Origin of the sequence: Mucilaginibacter sp. NFX135, assembly GCF_048565145.1 — a bacterium.
Lineage (GTDB): Bacteria > Bacteroidota > Bacteroidia > Sphingobacteriales > Sphingobacteriaceae > Mucilaginibacter.
The window spans coordinates 3,761,730-3,783,217 of sequence record NZ_CP183412.1; the positions used below are offsets into that span (position 1 = coordinate 3,761,730).

Sequence of the window (21,488 nt, forward strand, 5' to 3'; positions counted from 1 at the left end):
ATCTTGCTACAAAACACAAAGCCTTTAGTCATATTCTAAAGGCTTTTGTGTTTATAATATGAGTATTTTGTAATCGCCATTTGTTACATTTACATATACATTAACCTATTTTATGTCAACAGTATCCCTGGGCAGTTCTGCAGGCAAGTGGATCATGGTATCGTCGATCATGGCTTCGGCTATGGCTTTTATTGATGGTACGGCACTAAATGTAGTGTTGCCATCGTTGCAGCAAAGCCTGAATGCAACCGGTACCGACCTTTTTTGGATCCTGAATGCTTATTTGTTGATGCTGGCCGCGCTCATCATGATCGGTGGCGCCCTGGGCGACAAACTTGGCCGAAAAAAGATCTTCATGGTTGGGATTTTCATTTTTATTGTCGGCTCGGCTACCTGTGGCTTTGCGCCTGATGTTAAAGTGTTGATCGCCTGCCGGATGTTGCAAGGCATTGGCGGCGCGCTGATGATACCCGGTAGTTTATCCCTGATCTCGTCATCTATTGATGAAAAAGAACGGGGCAAAGCTATCGGTACATGGTCGGCTTTTACTACAGTGGTTACTTTGGGTGGGCCAATTTTAGGAGGAACTTTTGGCGATGCCGGTTTGTGGCGCTATATATTTTTCATCAACGTTCCGATTGGCATTGTGGCGCTTTTGATCTTGTGGCTTAAGGTAAAGGAAAGCCGCGATGAAGATTCTGACAAAGCCATTGATTTTCCAGGAGCTGTTTCTATCGCATTGGGTCTGGCTGCGCTTACCTTTGGCTTTTTACGGGCACCGGCAATGGGTTTTGGTCACTGGCAGGTTTATGTCTCCTTAACTGCAGGTATAATATTACTGGCCGCTTTTCTGCTTATTGAAAGTAAAAGCAGTCACCCGATGATGCCTTTAAAATTGTTCAGTAATATGACGTTCAGTGGTGTTAACCTGCTAACCTTTTTCCTGTATGCCGGTCTTAGCGCGGCCATGCTGTTTCTTTCGCTGAACCTGGTGCAGGCACAGGGCTATAGTCAGCTGCAATCCGGACTTACCTTTCTGCCATTTACAATACTGATGATCGTGATGGCCCGCATTGCGGGAGGTATTGCAGATAAACACGGGCCACGCTTGTTATTGATAGGCGGCCCTGCTACAACTGGTGTTGGTTTGCTCATCTTATCCTTTGTGCAACAAACTAATGGCCCGGCAGATTACTGGACCACTTTTTTTCCGGGCGTCATTGTTTTCGGTACAGGCATGTCATTTACCGTGGCTCCGCTTACAGCCGCGGTTATGGGTTCGGTAAGTGACCATTTTTCGGGAACAGCATCCGGGGTAAACAATGCCATCTCGCGTATCGCCAATGTCTTCGCTAATGCGATTTTGGGCGCGTTGGCGGTTCTGTTTTTCACGGGGGCATTGCAGCAGGACATCCAGCACATTCCCTTAAATGGGAAACAAAAGCAAGTGGTTATGGCACAAGCCACCAATCTGGGCGATGCTAAAGTGCCGGCGGGTTTCAATGATCATGATCAGCAGATTATAAAAAAGCTATACCGTAACGGTTTTATCAGTGTTTATGCCCGGGTGATGCAGCTATCCGCCTTACTTGCTTTTTTAGGCGCGTTGATGTCATTCCTGTTTATCAAGAATAATACGGTAAAAAAAGGTAAATCACCCGATGCTTCATAACAACTTTTGCGCCCTTAACAAGTTATCGGTATTCTGGAGTATTTTTGCTTTTAGCTTTGGATTATAGTTGGGGTGCGCGTTTAAAAAATCACTGACAACTTTAGCGGCCTGCTTATCCTGGTAGTAGCCAAACACAGCCTGCAACCATGATTGCGGGAAAAAGATATCCCCGGTTCTTTGGATCTCCTCCACCATCTCCAGGCTTTTCGACAGGTATTTCTCTGATGTTTTTTGCCTTAGCGGATGATGCAGATACACTAAGGCCGTAGTTACCCAAGCCTCTTTTTGCCGGTTCTTAGCGTCCTGTAAACTATTAAAAAAACGGTCTCTTTCCTGCTCATCCGGCGAGAGCGCCGGAATTAAAAACTCCAATCGTTTTTTGCGGTCTGCATTGGTTATCCTTGTCTCCTGCATCTGTAATACACCAGCTACCGAGTCACTTTTTAAAGCTATACTCAGCGCCAGGGAGGTATAATCGTCTTCATTTAACTTTACACCTACCGGTGGTTTTTGCTGCTGCCAAATGGTATAGATATTCTTATTAGCAGCTCCCGTTAAATAAACATCCTGATAGGCACGGAACAGCACTTTTTTATTATTGGGTTTTTCCTGCAGCTGTAATGCCGACCATAAACTATTCTCCAGTTCAGCAGCCATAGCATTGCGAACGGCAGGCTTGATAAATTCCCAGTAAATATTGCCTATGTAGCCGGTTAGCAACCTCAGGTTAGTTTCTTCCTTTTCTAAAACTAATCCTTTCGAAAAAATACTTAACAGCTCCTGGGGTTTAAAGTAGCGGCCGGCTAACATGTTTTCATAAGCTGATATATATAACGAGGCCCTTTGTAAAGGGTTAATGATCCGGAATAAACTATCGGCAATCCGCTTATCTACCGGGAACAAGCCATATCCTATCCCGTTTGAATTAAATATCGTGTACAATGGCTTATCAAGGCCTACCGCTTCTTTCAGGTCGATACTGGCGCCTTTCATATTCACAGTTATATTTTTAGTATAGGATGGGTAAACCAGGATTATGTTGAACGATTGCGGCCAAACACGCATTGCGCCAAACTCCGGGTACTGGGTGATCTTAAACGAGCTAATCTTATCGCCTGTATAGTTGATCTTTACGTCAAACACAGGTCGGCCGGGCTGATTTACCCAAACTTTATTCCAGGTGTACAGGTCGGTAGTGGTATGCTTGCTTAAAATGGCGATCAGATCATTCCAGGTGGCATTGCTATAGGCATATTTTTTAAGATACTCTTGTATGCCCTGTCTGAATTTTTCTTTTCCCATGAGCAGTTCCAGTTGCTGCATCATAATGGGCGCTTTATGATAAATGATATTCCCATACAGCGAACCAGCATCTTTCAGATTATCCAGATCCTGCCGGATGGGGTTGGCGCCTTTGGTACGATCGATACTATAAGCAGCCGGGTAATGATCCTGCAGGAATTTCAAATCAAAGGTTTCGCTGCCCATCAGTTTTTCGGTTATTTTGTCAGCCATAAAATTGGCAAACACCTCTTTCATCCATACATCATTGAACCATTGCATAGTTACCATATCACCAAACCACATGTGGGCGGTTTCATGCGAAAACAGATTTGATCGCGCAATGATCATATCTTTTGTTACCCCATCATCCAGAAATACCGCCGAAGCTTTATACTGCACCTCACCCGGGTGTTCCATGCCACCAAATTGAAAATCGGGTATGGCTATAAAACCTATTTTTTGAAAGGGGAATGGAATGCCCGTCCAGGTTTGTAAAAAGTCAATCGCATCTTTATGGGCTGTAAAAGTTGGGGCAATACTTAGTTTGATCTTGGCGGTATCCGTTTCACGGTATAAAAACTCTGCCTTTCTATCGCCTATAAGCTGTTTAACAACATTGAATCTCCCCGCCGCAAATGAAAACAGATAAGTGCTCAGCTTGTCAGACTTGTTAAATCTGTACGTTGTTCTCCCACTCCGGCTTAGAGAATCAATAATAATCCCATTGGCTAATGCCTTCCATCCTGCCGGCACGGTGAGCGTGAGCAGGTAATTAGCCTTCAGATCGGGCTGATCAAAGCAGGCAAAAACTGTTCGGGCCCGGTCGGGTACAAACAAGGCATACAAATAGTCGTCGTTGCGATTCAGGGATTGATCGCCGGTAGTAAATTGAAGAGAAATTATGTTTTTACCCACATGCAGATATTGGGAGGCTATCAGTAGATGCTCCTGCTCCAGGCTTACGGGTACTTGTTTACTGTTTACCTGCATACCATGAACTTTACCCGAATTTTGCTTCAAATCAAGCTGTAAAGGCTGATCGATATGCTTTAAAACCAGGCTGATTGACTCTCTTGCTTCAATACCTTTATTTTTATCGGCGGGAATATCAAAACTAAGCGTATATTGAAGGTTACTGATCACCGAGCGCCGGTACCGGGCCAATGCCAATGACACACCCGGTTCAACTACCGGCGCACTTACTTGTGCATAAGCTATTACAGCATTAAAAATCAGCAGAAACAAGATAGTACCGCGAGTGTATATTTTAAATATCATAGGGAAAATGTAACAGCCTGAAAGCAGGGTCATCAAATTTATAAAATTGAACCCGGTTGTTTATGATTAAAACAAATCCATAAATACTTTCAGGGCATTTGATTGTGGCAGATCTTTTCTATAAGCAATCAATGTGGTCAATAGGCCCTGGTCTCCATCGATAGGATATGTTTTTATTTTCCGGTTGTAATACATCTGGCTGAACAGTTCTTCAGGCATAATGGTGATACCTATCCCCGCCTCCACAAAATTCACTATTCCTTCCAGCGTATTGAGTACGGTGCACTGGTAATTAAAAATCCCCTGGATTTTCAACCATTCTTCCAGCTTGGGGCGATAGCTGCATCCTACATCAAAAACAACAATTTTTACCTGGCCTTTTTTGATGTATTCTGGCAGATCGGGATAATTTTCGGCGGTCGCGATAGCCAGCTTTTCTTCTTTAATGAGATGTACACCCAATTCAGGTGAAATAACCGGGGCAGCCACAAAGGCGGCATCAAGCTTATAATTCAACACATCATTAATCAAATTCATAGAATTATCAGCCCTGAAACTCAACATCACATCGGGGTATTTATCGGTAAATTCCCTTATCACACCCGGCACTTTAAGTGCCATTGTAGTTTCAATACAACCAATTTTAAGTGAGCCGGACAATTTATGAACATCCGATAACTCTTGTTTTAAGCTCTCAGTCATATGATTTAGTTTTTTACAGTACTGGATAAAGATCTCTCCCGCCGACGTGAGTTCTACCGTGCGCGATGTCCGTTTTAATAGCTGCACATTAAATTCTTCTTCCAGGCTTTTTATCCGTGCGGTCACATTTGATTGTACAGTGAACATGGCCTCAGCAGCCTTGGTAAAATTACCATGGATGGCCACCGCTTCAAATATTTTAAGGTCATTACTATTCATAAATCACTTTTTATGATTTTTTATATTATTATTAATCGTTTTTAACAATCAAATGTACGGTATAAATTTGAACTATGAAATCAATCACTCAAACAAAATGGCAGTTAATGTTACTGCTTTTCCTGTCCGGAGTTTTATCCGCACATGCTCAACAAATGAATACAATAAAAAACAATCAAATGATAACTACAGCCCTCCATTACAATTACGTTAAGACAAACGATTTGAATATTTTTTACCGGGAAGCCGGCCCAAAAGATGCGCCGGTTATCCTGCTGCTGCACGGGTACCCTACATCATCATTTATGTTTCGTAAACTGATACCTATACTGGCTGCCCAATACCACGTAATTGCTCCAGACCTGCCTGGTTTTGGCTACACAGAATCTCCTGATCCTGCTCAATATCATTACACTTTTGATAACCTGGCTAAAGCTATGCAAGGCTTTATAGATAATTTAAAGCTCAAACGCTTCGCGGTTTATATTTTTGATTATGGCGCTCCTACCGGTCTTCGCTTAGCGTTGGCTAATCCCGAAAAAATAACCGGCATTATATCACAAAACGGTAATGCTTATGAAGAAGGATTAGGTAATGCCTGGACCCCTATACAAAAGTATTGGAAAGATGAATCGACTGAAAACCGCAACACATTGAAAGAGTTTACCTCATCAAAAATGGTTAAATTTCAGTATCAGACCGGTGTAGCGGATACGTCACTGATCGAGCCGGAGGCGTATCTTGTTGATCAGCATTTTTTGGATTTGCCGGGGCATTTGGATATTCAGCTTGACCTGATGCTTGATTATCGCAGCAATGTGGCGCTTTATCCAAAATTCCAGGCTTATTTCAGGGATAAGAAGCCAAAGCTGCTGGCTGTATGGGGCAAAAACGACCCCTTCTTTTTACCTGCCGGAGCCGAAGCTTATAAAAGAGATAACCCTAACGCTAAAGTGAAATTTTATGATACCGGCCATTTTGCATTGGAAACTCATGCTCAGGAAATCGGTGCGGATATTTTGGAATTCATGAAAGATCTGCCTAAATAAACAGGACATCAGGATATAACCAATTACATGGTTTACTATATAAAGGGTTAATTTATCAACTTTAAGTTAGTTTTTTAAGCGAAGTGATGTTGGTTGATTGCATTAAAGTTTATACATTTGCTGCATTACAGTTTCACATCAAAAACATGAAAAGAATATTAGGGCTTTTAATCACAACAATAGGTATATTAGTAATAGGTGGCTTCTTTGTTTTCACACCCAACCACGCTTTTAACCCAGCCGATTCTGTTAGCGGCGTTCAAGCTTCTGCCGGAATCGTTTATGGCGGCTTTATTACTTTTGGTATTGGCATGGTTATGTTTATATCAACCTTGCCGTACGCAGGTGAAAAATCAAAAAATTCCTAATCGGATATAAATTTCTTTTTAGATATACAAAGGGCGGTCCATTAACAGACCGCCCTTTGCTTTTTAAGCATATTCCACAATACGCAATTCCCCCCGCATATTGTCATATTCACCCCCTTTTTAAAAGGATAGCTTCAGGTAACTTTGGTATAACAAAATAAACCAACAGCGTAAATTATTTTAAAACAAATTAAGGAGAATACATTATGCAAAAGATCACAACATGCCTTTGGTTCAACGGTAAAGTTGAAGAGGCGATTAACTTTTATACTTCGATATTTAAAAACTCAAAAACCTTAGACATCACCTATTATGGTGAAGGGCACCCGCAAATGAATGGAGATATACTGGTTGCCCGGTTTTTACTGGCTGGTCAGGAATTTATGATCCTGAACGGCGGACCTGGGTTTAAGTTCAATGAGGCTATATCACTATCTATCGCTTGCGAAACACAGGAAGAGATAGATTATTACTGGGACGCCTTACTTGCCGATGGCGGACAGGAGAGCCAATGCGGCTGGCTTAAAGACAAGTTCGGCCTGTCATGGCAGGTAAGTCCTATAGAAATTGAAGAAATGTTGCGCGATAAAGACCCCAAAAAGGCAAACAATGTAATGATGGCCATGATGAAAATGGTTAAAATTGACATCCAGACATTGCGCGACGCCTATGCGCAAGCCTGATAGATAATTAATTCGTTATATTTATCTGTTATGAGAGGTTCTGATTTTCCGCCACCACGTAATGCCGATGAATACATTGGGCAACAACCCGCAGCATTCAGGCCTGCGCTTGAAGAGCTAAGGCACATCATATTAACAACGGTACCACAGGCAACAGAAGTTATAAGCTACCAGTTGCCTTGTTACAAGTATCATTATATGCTGGTAGGGATTGGTACAAACAAAAAGTATTGCAGCTTTTATACCATGAGTCCGGGCCTGGTAAAATCAATGCAGGAGAATCTTAAAGGCGTGAAAGTGTCTGGTTCAACACTTCATTTCGCGCCGGGCGAACCTTTGCCTGTTGATCTCATCAAAAAGATCATAACAGAGCGGATGATCCAGAACGAGGTATTGGCTTTATCCAAAAAAAGTAAAAAATAGTTTTCATCTCTCAAGCGCTGTAACAGTGCTTGAGAGATATTTTTTCTTTCCTTAATCAACTTGGGCCTGACCATCGGTTTCGATCACTTCCAAACCTCCCCTTTCATTTACGCCATATTTCGAAAAAGTTTTAGCGCTTTGAGGCTGATCGGGTGTGTTTTCCCGCCGCCTGGAAGGGCCGCGAAATGGTAATATCAGGATACAGAGAAAAATGCAGACCTTCATTATAGCTATCAGCATAACATTGATTTAGCACGACTTAAACCGCCGCATTACAGCATAATAAAGCACATGATTGGTTGGGCTTTGCAGATATTTAGCCACGGTTGATTAGTCCCGGCTAACGACGGCTAAGATAAAAAAATGATGAATAATTATGAAATTTGTTCCTCAATGTTATTCGGGCTGTGCCATAGCCGTAATAGCTTGCAGGAACCAGGCTGCGTGCGGCAGCCATTGTTCTGTCCACCGCCATTCGTTGCCCTTGTCTTCTGTTTTAAAATCAATACCACTACCATCCGGGTTACCTTCTTTGCCGGTAATACCGTTGGATATTCCGCCTTTACCCGATCCATGACCAAAGCTTGAGCTCATGTAAGGCACATTATTTTTACCAAACTGATACATAAAACACATGGAATATGGGTTGCAACCCAGTATCCACGATAACTGATCAGAGGCGTAAATAGCCAGATCTTTTTTTACTCCCCAACCTCCCTTTTGCGGGTAAACCAAACGACCACCTACTATTGCGGCGGTAGCTAATGATCCTAACCTCGCGTTTTCACCCTGCCACCACCAACCAGTTTCGTTTTCATGCGGTATAAAAAAGCCATCTTTTATTTGATCGCCCAGGCGAAAAGTTTGACGGGCATAGCCAAATGGATTACTCACCTCATTGGTCACCCGCAGGTTGTAATCGAGAGCCTTCTTAATAACAGTTAGTGCTGCGGTTCTTTCGGTCTGCTCTTTTTCCTTACGTAGATAACGGCATAAAGCAATTATAGGTAAACCTGCATCAGATGCATGCCAAAATGGGCGTCCCTCATCATTACTGATAAAATAACCGGCAGGACTCATCCGCTTCTCGATATTTTTTGCCCGTTTGCGGGCCTCTTCATGATAAAACGAACTATCGGTAGCTATCCAGAGTTCGGTAGCTGCCATCAAAGCGCAGTAATCATCAATGATATTTTCCTTACCGTCATCGTCATATTTGGTATTATTAATGAGCAGGTGAGCAAAGGCTCGCTTAGCCGCTGCCAGATATTCAGCCGATTTATAGTCCCCGTCTTTTTTTAAAGTGGAGATGCGTGCCAGGGCAGCTATACCCATGCCCCCGCCTTCGCGAAAAGCACATTGATATTCATCCGTTGTAACACTGTTAGCCCTCAACCCTACTATGCGGCGGGCTTTTGGATCTTTACTAAAATAGCTAAAAACGGTCATATAAAAATAGCCTTCTTTAGATAGCGAACGCATGATGTAATCAGCGCCCCATAAGGCTTCATTGACCATACTGTCATCAACATGAAGCTGATGTAATAAGCCTGGTACGGTTTGCACCGCGTTCACCATTGACCAGGTAACCAGCGGAATTTGCTGCGGCGACATATAATTGGCATAAGCCAGGTGCGAAAAGTATTTACTCACATCGCCAGAGGCATCGCACCAGCCACCGTGTACATCCACCGTTTTGTTGCTACCAAAAAGAATCACGGCTTTATCAACATCAAGCTCGGTAGGTGTATTAGCTCTTTGCTTATTATAATAACTAATGATAGACGGAAGCGTATTTACAGCAAGCGCGTTCTCACTTATCTCAAAACCATCAGAATGATAAGACTTACCGTTTACGCTAATACTTATTTTATACTTACCGCTTTGTTTAAATGACGAAAAATCTGCCTGATAAAAAAAGGCTCCCTTAACCCAATCATTAATTTGTTGGGGGCCTTTTAGCGTGCCTGTAAAAACAGATTTCCCTGATAAATTGATCAGATTAAATGATAATCCGCTTAATTTAATATCGTTACGGATAACCGCTGTTTTTGCTCCCCGCACATCAAAAGCAACCTGGTTAATATAAATTATAGGTGCCGCTTTACCAATAAAAGTAAGCACGATTAAAAAACAGGTAAATAATGTTTTGAATTTGGAGATGCAGTTCATTTTTTGAAGACAAAAGTTTATATGCGCAAATTACAAATTAATATTCCCCATGAATTTTAAATGAAGGTCATTTACCCCTATATTACTTCTACAGCAGGCTAATCAGTACCCGAGCAACATATCAAATAACCGATCATACTGAATTTTCTTCATGAGAAATATTGAGCCGGAACTTTATTGAATAATATAAGTCCTTTACACATTAATTTACTTAGCTTTGAAAAATCATGCGGTAACATTATGGAGAGCCTGCGGCTCACAGTTGCCTTTAATTTAACAAACAATAGTTTTCAATAAATAGGATCAGGAAATATTGCCTGTTCTTATAATCGTTTTAATGCCCTTGTAGAATAATACCTCACAAGGGTTTCATTTTTTATAGAAGCATAGTATGGAAGAAAGAAAGTTTTTAGCTACCTGGCAAAGGTATATGCCGGTTATTCGTTTGCATTTGAAGAAAAGCCTGAATGAGGATCAGCAGTTTAAATTGAATATAACAGATTTTGAATCGGCGGGTGGCCGTAGCAAAACAGGGTATACTTTTAATATCAGTATGGAAAATGGTAAAGTGACCAATAACATCAGCGGCTCACCTGTAGCCCGGGACTTGTACGAAGCCATCAGAACCGACGAAGCAGTGAAAGCCTTACTACAAGATAAAAACGTTAAAATAAGTGTAGGCAAATCATTTATGCTGACCATAAAAACAACCCATCTTTCTACTTACAGATAGGTTTTAAATAGGCAAAAAGGAAATAACCGGCCGGTTATTTCCTTTTTTTATGGGATCTTTTCGAACTTTTATGACCCTTTTTTGAGCTGGCATATTTATTATGATTTATTTTCCCATGCCTTCTTTTTGAGGCATGACGAACGTACGACCGCGCTTTGACCAACTTAATGCGTGGCACAAAATCAACAACCTCGGGGTGAAGCGATGGCTCAAACGGATTATAATAGTAAATGCCGGCAGCATCATAATTTTTAAAATCGGCCTTTAATTTATCTGCAAATACCAGTTCGTTTTTTTGTTCAGGTAAAGTCCATGCAGCCTCGGCAAGCCCGGCTATTCGCGGGAAAAGCATAAAATCAAGGCGTTTTTCGGATTCAATGGTTTCTGTCCAGATATTAGCCTGTACGCCTACAATAAGTTTTGAATTTAGCTCATCAGCAGGCACTTGCCTGTCTGGGAAATTATAAACATCTGTTACCCTGTTAAATACCCCATTCCAATTCCTGCCGGCAACAAGGCCGGTGTCCTGCAAAAAATCAAAATAAAGAGGTAAACGTGGGCAAAGCACTACCTGGTAATTTTTTTGAAGCGCCAGGTGCAACTGGCCGGGAAGATTTTGCCGCCACCAAAAAATAATGGTTTTATCAGGGGGCAAGCTCCCTCCCGTAGCTTCATCCCAAGCCAGTATTTTGCTATTCAGGCTGGTAACGGTATCCGCCATCCGCTTAAAAAAGTATTGCTCCAATTGGTTAACACCATCAAAATTCTTTTTCTGCATCATACGCGCAATAGCGGTATCCAACGACCAGGCCTTAACACCATAAGCAACTTCATCACCACCCAAATGGATCATATGTGCCGGGAATAATGAATTGGTTTCCTTAATAATATCCGCCAGGTATTGGTAGGTGTTTTCATTGGCGGGGTTAAAGGTAAAATTGGGATAACCGGCCACACTCCCGCCAGTATATTCCGGATATGCCCTGTTGGCGGCAGTTGCATGTCCGGGCATATCAATTTCTGGTATTACTGTGATAAACCGTTGTCCTGCATAATCCACAATTTCGCGGATATCATTTTGGGTATAATACTCTGCTTCGGCAGATGTATCGCTGTAATTGCCCATACCACCTATGGTTGTCAGCTTAGGATATTTTTTTATCTCGATGCGCCATCCCTGCACATCAGTCAGGTGCCAGTGAAACTTATTTAGTTTATAATAAGCCATCCAATCAAGCAGTTGCTTTACCTTCTCTTTGCCAAAAAAATGCCTTGCCTCATCAAGCATAAGCCCACGCCATTGGTAACGTGGCGCATCTGTTATCTTACATGCTTGCAAACAGATATTTTTGTCATTATCTGCCTGCTGATCTTTTATCAGTTGCAGTAACGACATTAATCCATAAAAAACACCCTCTTTATTTGATGATGAAACCGTAATATGCTCCGGTGTGATATTTAAAGTATAAGCCCCGATTGTTTGCTGGTTGCTGCTTAATTTAAGGTCGATTAAACTTCCGGAGCCATTAACATTTTGTACAAGCGCTACACTTTTTGCTTTATGTACCTCTTTTTGGAAATAACTAACCAAAGCTAATAAGGAAGTATCAGTAGTACCGACGGTGGTGCTATTATTTAAATAAAATTGACCTTCCTGCTTATTAACCGACTGGGGTTGCGGGATGATGTTCAGGTTTTGAGCCCTTCCATAGGCAGCAATCAGAAGAAAGACTATTAATAGTTTAAATTTCATTCAATAAAAAGTTCAAATCAATCCGGGTGCCGCTATGATAGTAAAAATTCGGCTATTTTAAGATAATTTATTTACAATAACCGGCGCTCAGGCAAACTTTATTGAACCGCGCTTCAGTACATGTTCTTTTATACGTTCTTTTATAAAATAAAAGGCGACCCTGTTTTGGAGAGCCGCCTTTTATCATTTTATATTTGGGTTGTATTTATTTCCAACCACCGCCCACTGAGCGGTATAGGTCTGACACGGCATTTAAACGTGCATTTTTTACAGTTGCCAGATCAAGTTCGCTTTGCAATACATTGCTTTGAGCTGTGATTACTTCCAGGTAAGTTGCTTGTCCGTTTTTAAACAATAGGTTAGCATTGCTGGTAGCTTTTTGCAATGTGCTCACACGATCAGCAATAATGCCTTGTTGTGTTTTCAGCTTTTCAATTTTCACCAAAGCGTCAGATACTTCACCAACAGCATTTAAAACAGACTGACGGAACTGTAAAACAGTTTTTTCGCGATCAACCAGGGCAACTTTGTACTGGGTTTTTAATTGCCTGTGCTGTAATAATGGCTGAGCCACCGCACCAGCCACGGTACCAAACAAAGATGCAGGTATGGTAAACCAGTTGCTGGCTTTAAAGGTATTTAAACCACCGGTACCGGTAATAGTAAGCGAAGGATACATGTTAGCTTGTGCTATACCTACGTTTGCATTGGCAATGGTTAAGGCTAATTCTGCACTCTTCACATCTGGTCTGCGACTTACTACAGCTGATGGTACACCGGCCGATAGATTTTCAGGTATAGCAACCTCTTCTAAACGAACAGTACGTTCAACCCTGTCGGGAAGTGAGCCGGTTAATATTTTGATGGCATTCTCCTGAATAGCGATATTCTGTTCAAATCCCGGAATTAATTGAGCTGCGGATAAACGTTGAGCTTCGGCCTGCTGTACAGCTAATAATGTAGCTTGACCTGCATCAAACTGTAAACGGATAATGCGCAAAGTGCTGTCATTAAGCTTTACATTCTTTTGTGCTATAGCCAACTGATCATCCAGCATCAGCAGGTTATAATAACCTTGTGATACACTGGCCACAATATTAGTTTGGAGCAATTTTTTAGCTTCGGCTGTTTGAAGGTACGATGCCAGTGCCGATCTGCTTTGATTGCGGATCTTGCCCCAAATATCTGCTTCCCAGGTTAATCCAAGGTTTGCATTATAATCTTCAACATGCTTAGTACCAATGTTATACTGTGCAATACTTAGTCCTGTTATACTATTATTTGAAGGGCGGTTGGTATTAGCTGTTACGTTTAAGTTAAGCTCAGGAACGTAGTTCCATTTTACCTGCTTAAACAGTAACTGCGAAGCTTCGATGTTTTTAACAGCTATCTGCATATCGTAATTTTTAGCGATAGCGCTATCAATCAGTTTTTGCAGTGTAGCGTCGGTAAAAAAACTCTTCCATTGTATATCGGCAATGCTGCTGGTATCACTGGTATTGGCTGCGTTTCTGAAATTAGCAGGCAGCTCTGCTTTTGGAGTAGCCACATCCTTTGATACTTTACAGGCGCTTATAAAGGCAGCCATTAGTATTAAAAAGGAGTATGGATTTATATATCGTTTCATCCGAATAATTATTGAATTAGTGATTTCGTGAATTAATGATTTTCATTTTTAGTATCAAGCATCATGATTTCTCAAGCGCCGTATTCACGGTTATTAAAAAATCCTGATACTTAATACTCACTACTTGATACTAAAATTAATTTTTTGCCAGTTCAAGGTCCGTTACATGAACATCTTTACCATTATTACCTGCCGGTGCTTTAGGTGCTCCTGAAACTTTTTCCTGCAGATACTGGAATATCACAAATAGTACCGGTATAATGAACAAACCAAGGATTACACCTGAAAGCATACCACCTGCTGCACCTATACTGATGGAGTGGTTACCTTGTGCTGATGGGCCTGTAGCAATACTCATCGGGAACAAACCGAACACGAAAGCCAGTGAGGTCATGATGATAGGCCTTATCCTTAAGCGTGCTGCTTCTATGGCCGACTCAACCAAAGTATGCCCTGCTCTTCGCCGTTGTACTGCGTATTCTACAATAAGGATGGCGTTTTTGGCTAACAGACCAATGAGCATGATCAGGGCTACCTGTACATAGATGTTGTTTTCGATACCGGTTAAACCTAATACCACAAACACACCAAATATACCTGTAGGGATTGAAAGTATTACCGCCAATGGCAGAATATAGCTTTCATACTGTGCTGACAATAAGAAGTATACAAATATCAAACAAAGCATGAATATCACAGCTGATTGTCCGCCTGAGGAAATTTCCTCACGTGTTTGACCAGAGAACTCATAAGCATAACCATTTGGCAATTGTTCTTTAGCTGTTTCCTCTATCGCCTTAATGGCATCACCAGAGCTGAAGCCCGGTTTAGGGATAGCCTGAACCTCGATAGAGTTAAACAGGTTATAACGAGAGGCAGTTTCTGAACCATAAACACGGGTTAGTTTAACAAGCGTGTTAATAGGTACTGTTTCTCCTGCCTTGTTTTTAACAAACACGCGGTCAATAGATGCGGGGTCGGTCCTGTCGGCAATATCAGCCTGAACTATCACACGATAATATTTACCAAAGCGGTTAAAGTCTGAAGCTTGTGCTGTACCAAAGTAAGCCTGCATAGTTGATAAAATGTCTCTGACACTTACCCCTAACTGATTAGCCTTTTCATCATTAACTTCTAACTGTAATTGAGGATAATTGGCTTTATAGGAGGTAAAGGCATAAGCAATTGCCGGTTTTGCCATCAGCTTTCCAATAAAGTTATTGGCTACGCCGCTAAATTTATCCAATCTGCCATTGGTTCTATCCTGTAACTGTACGTCCATGGCCTCTACGTTACTAAATCCGGGAACAGTTGGGAAACTGAATACAAAGAAAGTACCGCTTGGTATGCCGGCTAATTTCCCTCTTATTATATTTTGTATATCATCAATATTCTTAACGGCCCCTCTGTCTTTATTAGGTTTTAACAGCAGGAAGATCTGACCTGCTGACGGACTGTTGGATAAGGTTAAAAAGTTAAAGCCAGATAATGCCATCACAAACCTTGCTGAAGGCAAAGCTCTCAACTCTTTTTCGGCCTGATTAATGATTTTGCTGGTATTGGCCAATGATGTTCCGGATGGTGTTGAAACAGCGATAGCCACAAAGCCCTGATCCTCGGTTGGAATAAAGCCTGTTTTTGTTCTGTTTACCAGGACAATTGTAGCAACAACTATTAATGCAAGTCCAGCCATACTGATCCATTTATTACGGATAAGGATCTTTAGAGCCCCAACGTATTTGGTGGTCATGTAATTAAAACCGCCGTTAAAGCCTGCATAGAATTTATCAACAAAGCTTTTCTTAGGTGCTTCGTGGCCATCTGCAGTATGCTTATTCTTTAAAAATAAAGCAGCCAAAGCAGGGCTCAGTGTTAACGCGTTAACAGCCGATATAATAATGGCGATAGCCATTGTTAATGCAAACTGCCTGTAAAATATACCCGTTGAGCCGGTCATAAAGCTAACCGGTAAAAACACAGCGGCCATAACCAGCGTAATAGATATAATTGCGCCGCTAATTTCGTGCATAGCCTCGGTAGTTGCCTCTTTTGGGGTAAGGCTCGGGTCATGCTCCATTTTAGCGTGTACCGCCTCCACCACCACAATCGCGTCATCCACCACAATACCGATGGCCAGTACAAGAGCGAATAAGGTTAAAAGGTTAACAGAGAAACCAAAGAGGTTCATGAAGAAGAAGGTACCAATAATGGCAACCGGAACCGCTATAGCCGGGATCAATGTTGACCTGAAGTCTTGCAGGAATATAAATACTACAATAAATACCAGTATAAAAGCTTCTACCAATGTATGCTCAACCTGGTCAATTGACTCATCAAGATCGGTTTTGGTACGATAAAACTGGTTGTATTTGATACCTGCCGGGAAATCCTTTGATAATTTTACCATCAACTTATCAATGGCAATCTGGATTTCGTTTGCGTTTGAGCCCGACAATTGTATAATACCAATAGTAATACCTTCAAACCCGTTTAAGCGGTTCACACTGCTATAGCTATATGCACCCAGTTCAACACGTGCTACATCTTTTAAACGCAACACAGAACCATCCGCATTTGCACGGATAGCGATATTTTGATATTCCTCTGGTGTGGTAAGCTTACCTTTATATTTAATTACATACTCAAATGCTTCATTACTGCGCTCACCTAATCTACCAGGCGCTGCTTCCAGGTTTTTGTCCTGTATGGCTGCCATCACTTCGGCGGGTGTAATTTTGTAAGTTGCCAATTGAGCAGGATTTAACCAAACACGCATGGAGTAATCCTTAATACCACCAAATACACTGGCAGAACCTACGCCCGGAATACGTTTGATCTCGGGAATAATATTGATCTGCGCATAGTTATTTACAAAGGTCGCGTCATATTTTTTTGGATCTTCTGAGTAAATACCCATAGCTCCAATAAAGCTATTTTGTTGTTTGGTAGTAGTTATACCATATTGTACAACTTCTGCGGGTAACTGGCTTGTTGCTTGTGAAACACGGTTTTGAACGTTCACCGCTGCCTGATCGGGGTTGGTGCCTTGTTGAAAGTAAACCGTGATGCCCAATGTACCATCATTACTGGCGGTGGAAGTCATGTACGTCATGTTTTCCACACCATTAATTGCTTCTTCCAATGACGGGGTCACGGAACGTAAAATAGTCTCGGCATTAGCGCCCGGATACACAGCTGAAACCAATACCGACGGAGGTGCGATATTTGGAAACCGCTCTAAGGGCAATTTTGTTAAACCAAGCACACCAACTATCACCAATAATATGGAGATAACAGTTGAGAGTACCGGTCTTTCTATAAATTTCTGAAACATGACTTTAAAGTTTAAGTGTATGTATTAGTTTTTTGTTACAGCGGCGTCGGCTACTTTACCTGTAGCTTTTTGAGGTTGGATCACCATACCCTCCTGTAATTTATCAACACCGCTTAACACAATCTGATCGCCTACTTTTACGCCGTCTTTAACCAGGTAATTGTCGCCGTTTTTGCCAACAATATTAATTTCCTGTTTTTTCACCTTGCTGCTATCGCCTACGGTAAATACAAACACCTTATCCTGCATATCAACAGTTGCTGATTCAGGTATTATTAAAGCATCTTTATGTTCCAGGCTTAAACGAACTTTACCGGTATTACCTGAGCGTATTAAACCTTGTGGGTTAGCAAAACTTGCACGTACGGTGATAGAACCAGTGTTTTTATCAAACTGACCATCAATCATATCTATTTTACCTTGTTTGGCATATTCAGTACCATCTGCTAATAGTAGTGACACTGATGGTAATTGTTTTAATTTTTCGCTTAAGGTTTGACCAGGATATTGTTCTTTAAAGTTTATAAAATCCTTTTCGCCTAATGAGAAATAAACACGTACGTCATGTACATCTGATAATTGGGTAAGTGCCTCAGCATCAGTTGGACCTACAAGGCTACCTTGTTTTTTAAGCAACCGGCCAATATAACCGCTTACCGGAGCTTTGATCAGCGTATAACCCAAATTGATTTGAGCAGCTGCAATGTTTGCTTTTGCTTGTTCAATATTTGCTTTGGAAACCAGATTGGTTGCTTTTGCTGTTTTTAACTGGTAGTCAGAAACTACTTTGTTTTCAACTAATGGAGTTAACTTATCAATTTCCAGTTGTGAATTGAGCTGGGTTGCTTCGGCAGCATGCAAAGTAGCGATCGCGTTATTTAAAGCTGCACGGTAAGGTTGCTCGTTAATTTTAAAGATTGGCTGACCGGCACTTACAAAAGCACCTTCGTCAACAAAAACTTTATCTAAAGTTCCGCTTACCTGCGGACGAATTTCTACATTAACAACCCCTTCTATTGATGCAGGGTATTCCTGGTAAGTAGTTTGTGTGCCTGCTGTAACAGCAGTTACGGGTAAAGATGGTGGCGGTGGAGCCTGTTGTGTTTGAGGCTTTGAAGAGCAACCATATAATGAAAGTGCTAAAAGCGCTAAAATGAAACTTTTCATAAATAATTAATTTTTGATGATGATAAATGATAGAGATTTAAATGACCATGCGGTCTGTATATATGTTGATTGAGTTGTGTTCATGTGTATATGATTGGTTATAAACAGCTAACCCTCCTGGCAAGCTGTGTTTGCATTAACAGCCTTATGCTTCTTAATACTGTTAATGAGTAGTATGTAAAAATTGATGTCCATGATGTATGTATTTATATGTTTGATAATAGATGTTTAAACTTTATATGTTTAACAGTGTTAAATGATTTAACATTGTTTTTATACGGACAAAATTTAAGCCCGTTCTATTGATTTAATGATTGTGCCGATAGCATCCTTTAATACCTGTTGGTTCATTTCGTCCGAGTAACCCCGGCGCAGGATATTAATCGAGATCAATCCGTGTACTACCGACCAAAAAGTGTAGTATTTTAAGCATACCATATCTTTGGTTGGGTTTTTAATGTGCATGAGTTCAATAATAGCCTGACTGAATTCGTTATAAGGGCCTTCTGACTCTTCGAGAGTTGCCACCATATCACAGCAGCAATTCATCTCTACCCCGAACATCAGTTGATAAAGCTCCTTGTTCTCCATCGCAAAATCCCAATAAGCCAACCACATGGCTTCCAACTGTTTTGCCGGCGATTCATGCTTGGCTCTCACCTCCTGTAAGTCCCTGGTCAATATCAGGTACCCCTTACGGGTAAGTTCTAACAGGATGGCCTCTTTGTTGGCAAAATATTCGTATATAATGGGTGCGGTATATTCAATCACATCGGCAATTTTACGCATGCTCAAAGCTTGCCAACCCTCCTCTTTTACAATATGGAGAGCAGCATCCAGGATGTTGATCCTGGTTTCTTCTTTTAAGCGTTGTATCCGTTCTTTGCTTGCCACTTTTTTACTTAATTAAATTATTTAACAGCGTTAAATTATTTTACAAAAACAACCGGGTTTTATTTTAGTTCCCGGTTTATTTTAACGCTTGTTAATTTATTTAACAGCGTTAGGCAAAAGTATAAAGGTTCTAAACTTTATTTACCATCTTTTTGTCAAATTCATTTCATTGAATTGTCAGGTAAAGTGCTTTAAGCGTTTGTTTTACTTAATAGGTAAACTAATTGCCCTAAATGATAGCCTTGGTGAATCGTTCTGTTGATCAGAATATTTAATTTATTACGATGTGGCTCACGCTCAAAGTCCTCTGCAGATACGGCGCTGTGTTTGGTAAACCACGCTTCGGCCGGTAACGCTTCCATCTTTTGTTTAAGCAGCGTATTCACTTCATTCCAATAGGCTTTCAGTTCTACAATTGATGGTCTTTCCAATTCTGCAGCTTCCGGATTCTTCAGAAACAGGTTATCCAATTCCGGGTGAAGCCTTTCACCAAGCTCCAGGTAAGTAAACATACCATCGCTTACACCGGTCAGGTGTCCCAACAGGTACACACCGCTGTTACGACCGGGTGCTGTTTGTGCAACCAGTTGCTCATCGCTCAATTTATCTACTAAAGTATTAAGGCGGGTGTTTTGCAGTTCCCAATTAGATATGGCCACCTTAATTGCTGTATTCAGCATTGATAGCGCATTGGTTTCGGTTATTGTATTGCTCATATTGTGGTGGTTTTGATGATTAAGAGCCCGGCTTTTTTGCCAGACTTTTAATTTTGATACAATTATAAGCTAACTCCGTAGTTTTACCCATCTGTCCTTGATTTCTGCACGAGATTTTACAAACCCATGATCTGTATATTAGGTTACACCAAAGCCGGTTATACAGCGTTATTCACCCCAATATTTATATGACCATATTGAGCAAATGTTTGGGCTTTTATGGTGTAACCACAGCCTCAGCCTGCGGTTTAAGTTTTGATACCATGATAATGATCAGGGCCCCAAAACCGGCTACAATGCCGAATGCACAACGTAGCCCGGCAGCTTGGGCTATAAAACCTACCGCCGGCGGAATGATCAAAAAGCCAAGATAACCTACGGTTGATATAGCGGCTAATGCTTGTCCGGTGTTCATACTTTGTGATTTACCAGCCATACTAAATACCAATGGCACCACACAGGATACTCCCATCCCCACCATAGCATAACCAACATACACGGTATAACTATATGGTAAAACGACAGAAAACAGCAGTCCTGTAAATATTAAAACACCACTAAAACTAAGCACCCTTTTAATACCAGCCGATGCCACCAGCTTATCGCCGGCAAACCGGCCGATGGTCATGGATACCATATATACCACAAATGCAGCCGTTGCCGCTGGTTTGGAGGCATGCAGTACTTTTTGAAAATAGATGCCGCTCCAGTCGTACATGGTATTCTCACAGGCCATGGATGCAAAGCAGATCAATGAAAATTTGATCAGGTGTTTATCGGGCAGGGTAAAAACCGACCGATTTATTTTATTTACAGGTTTTTCATAATAAGTATGAGGATAAAAGATCAATGTAATAATAATCATGCTGATTCCTATAAATAGTAAGTGATAAGATGGCGCCACGTTAAAGGATACCATCAAATATCCAACAGCAGCACCTGCAAAGCCGGCCATACTCCAGATACCATGGAATGTAACCATGATAGACCGGTCATAAAAACCCTGTACACTCACGGCTTGTGCATTAACCGAAAGGTTGAATATATTACGTGCCGAACCAAAGAAGAAAAGCAGCACAATCAGTTGCCATACATAAGCAGTAAAGCCTGGTAAGCAGAGTAAAAGATTAAAAGCTATAGCTCCCACCAGCATAATGCTCCGGCTGCTAAAGTGTTTCAACATTTTTGCGGTTATAGGTATGGTAAGCATCAAACCAATGGGTAAAGCAAACAACACCGCCCCTAACTGGCCTTCATTCAAATGTAACTGTTGCTGTATGGAGGGTATACGTGATGCCCAGGATGAATACCCAAAGCCCGAAATAAAAAAGAACACCCCGCAGGCAATTCGCAATTTCAATTTCCCGGGAGCTGTAACCTGATTCATATTTGTATTTAAAATGTGTATTTAAAA

17 protein-coding genes are annotated in these 21,488 nt (G+C 41.3%); 6 read left to right on the forward strand and 11 right to left on the reverse strand.

Features of this window, described 5'->3' with window-relative positions; genetic code table 11:
• The first annotated feature begins 112 nt into the window (after window positions 1-112).
• The gene (locus ACNURT_RS15755; protein ID WP_419698504.1) at window positions 113-1,672 is read left to right on the forward strand and encodes an MFS transporter; all 1,560 of its coding nucleotides are present in this window, start codon (window positions 113-115) and stop codon (window positions 1,670-1,672) included.
• On the opposite strand, the gene ACNURT_RS15760 is transcribed toward ACNURT_RS15755, so the two are convergent.
• Complete coding sequence (locus ACNURT_RS15760; protein ID WP_419698505.1) at window positions 1,667-4,234, reverse strand: M1 family metallopeptidase; 2,568 nt, start codon at window positions 4,232-4,234, stop codon at window positions 1,667-1,669. The two genes, ACNURT_RS15755 and ACNURT_RS15760, sit on opposite strands and share 6 nt — an antisense overlap.
• Before the next feature lie 66 nt (window positions 4,235-4,300).
• Window positions 4,301-5,155 carry a LysR family transcriptional regulator gene (locus ACNURT_RS15765; RefSeq protein ID WP_419698506.1) on the reverse strand — a complete coding sequence of 285 codons (855 nt, stop codon included), beginning with the start codon at window positions 5,153-5,155 and terminating at the stop codon, window positions 4,301-4,303.
• A gap of 179 nt (window positions 5,156-5,334) precedes the next feature.
• Here ACNURT_RS15765 and ACNURT_RS15770 point away from each other — a divergent pair, with 179 nt between their 5' ends.
• The 4 genes from ACNURT_RS15770 (at window position 5,335) to ACNURT_RS15785 (ending at window position 7,678) form a co-directional block, all read left to right on the forward strand.
• Window positions 5,335-6,204 (forward strand): alpha/beta fold hydrolase, encoded by an 870-nt coding sequence (locus ACNURT_RS15770; protein ID WP_419698507.1) that lies wholly within the window; start codon window positions 5,335-5,337, stop codon window positions 6,202-6,204.
• A gap of 146 nt (window positions 6,205-6,350) precedes the next feature.
• Window positions 6,351-6,572: a hypothetical protein gene (locus ACNURT_RS15775; RefSeq protein ID WP_370997921.1), complete on the forward strand. Its 222-nt coding sequence runs from the start codon at window positions 6,351-6,353 to the stop codon at window positions 6,570-6,572.
• Window positions 6,573-6,778: 206 nt separating this feature from the next.
• Window positions 6,779-7,255, forward strand: coding sequence for a VOC family protein (locus tag ACNURT_RS15780; RefSeq protein WP_419698508.1), 477 nt, complete (start codon window positions 6,779-6,781; stop codon window positions 7,253-7,255).
• Between the two features lie 30 nt (window positions 7,256-7,285).
• Window positions 7,286-7,678 (forward strand): iron chaperone, encoded by a 393-nt coding sequence (locus tag ACNURT_RS15785; RefSeq protein ID WP_419698509.1) that lies wholly within the window; start codon window positions 7,286-7,288, stop codon window positions 7,676-7,678.
• A gap of 51 nt (window positions 7,679-7,729) precedes the next feature.
• On the opposite strand, the gene ACNURT_RS15790 is transcribed toward ACNURT_RS15785, so the two are convergent.
• Window positions 7,730-7,918 carry a hypothetical protein gene (locus ACNURT_RS15790; RefSeq protein ID WP_419698510.1) on the reverse strand — a complete coding sequence of 63 codons (189 nt, stop codon included), beginning with the start codon at window positions 7,916-7,918 and terminating at the stop codon, window positions 7,730-7,732.
• Window positions 7,919-8,074: 156 nt separating this feature from the next.
• On the reverse strand, window positions 8,075-9,802 hold the full coding sequence (locus ACNURT_RS15795) for a glycoside hydrolase family 9 protein (protein WP_419698511.1): 1,728 nt from the start codon (window positions 9,800-9,802) through the stop codon (window positions 8,075-8,077).
• Window positions 9,803-10,241: 439 nt separating this feature from the next.
• Here ACNURT_RS15795 and ACNURT_RS15800 point away from each other — a divergent pair, with 439 nt between their 5' ends.
• On the forward strand, window positions 10,242-10,583 hold the full coding sequence (locus ACNURT_RS15800) for a hypothetical protein (RefSeq protein WP_370997927.1): 342 nt from the start codon (window positions 10,242-10,244) through the stop codon (window positions 10,581-10,583).
• 34 nt (window positions 10,584-10,617) lie between these two features.
• Here ACNURT_RS15800 and ACNURT_RS15805 read toward each other — a convergent pair whose 3' ends face one another.
• The 7 genes from ACNURT_RS15805 to ACNURT_RS15835 form a co-directional block, all read right to left on the reverse strand.
• Window positions 10,618-12,336, reverse strand: coding sequence for a beta-N-acetylhexosaminidase (locus tag ACNURT_RS15805; protein WP_419698512.1), 1,719 nt, complete (start codon window positions 12,334-12,336; stop codon window positions 10,618-10,620).
• A 205-nt stretch (window positions 12,337-12,541) separates the two neighbouring features.
• Window positions 12,542-13,963 carry an efflux transporter outer membrane subunit gene (locus ACNURT_RS15810; RefSeq protein WP_419698513.1) on the reverse strand — a complete coding sequence of 474 codons (1,422 nt, stop codon included), beginning with the start codon at window positions 13,961-13,963 and terminating at the stop codon, window positions 12,542-12,544.
• Between the two features lie 136 nt (window positions 13,964-14,099).
• A complete protein-coding gene (locus ACNURT_RS15815) occupies window positions 14,100-17,297 on the reverse strand; it encodes an efflux RND transporter permease subunit (protein ID WP_370997930.1) in 3,198 nt (1,065 codons plus the stop codon).
• Between the two features lie 24 nt (window positions 17,298-17,321).
• Window positions 17,322-18,464, reverse strand: a complete 1,143-nt coding sequence (locus ACNURT_RS15820; RefSeq protein ID WP_370997931.1) for an efflux RND transporter periplasmic adaptor subunit — start codon at window positions 18,462-18,464, stop codon at window positions 17,322-17,324.
• A gap of 288 nt (window positions 18,465-18,752) precedes the next feature.
• Window positions 18,753-19,358: a TetR/AcrR family transcriptional regulator gene (locus ACNURT_RS15825; protein WP_370997932.1), complete on the reverse strand. Its 606-nt coding sequence runs from the start codon at window positions 19,356-19,358 to the stop codon at window positions 18,753-18,755.
• 191 nt (window positions 19,359-19,549) lie between these two features.
• Window positions 19,550-20,074 carry a DinB family protein gene (locus ACNURT_RS15830; RefSeq protein WP_419698514.1) on the reverse strand — a complete coding sequence of 175 codons (525 nt, stop codon included), beginning with the start codon at window positions 20,072-20,074 and terminating at the stop codon, window positions 19,550-19,552.
• Window positions 20,075-20,291: 217 nt separating this feature from the next.
• Window positions 20,292-21,461 carry an MFS transporter gene (locus ACNURT_RS15835; protein ID WP_419698515.1) on the reverse strand — a complete coding sequence of 390 codons (1,170 nt, stop codon included), beginning with the start codon at window positions 21,459-21,461 and terminating at the stop codon, window positions 20,292-20,294.
• Window positions 21,462-21,488 lie beyond the last annotated feature (27 nt).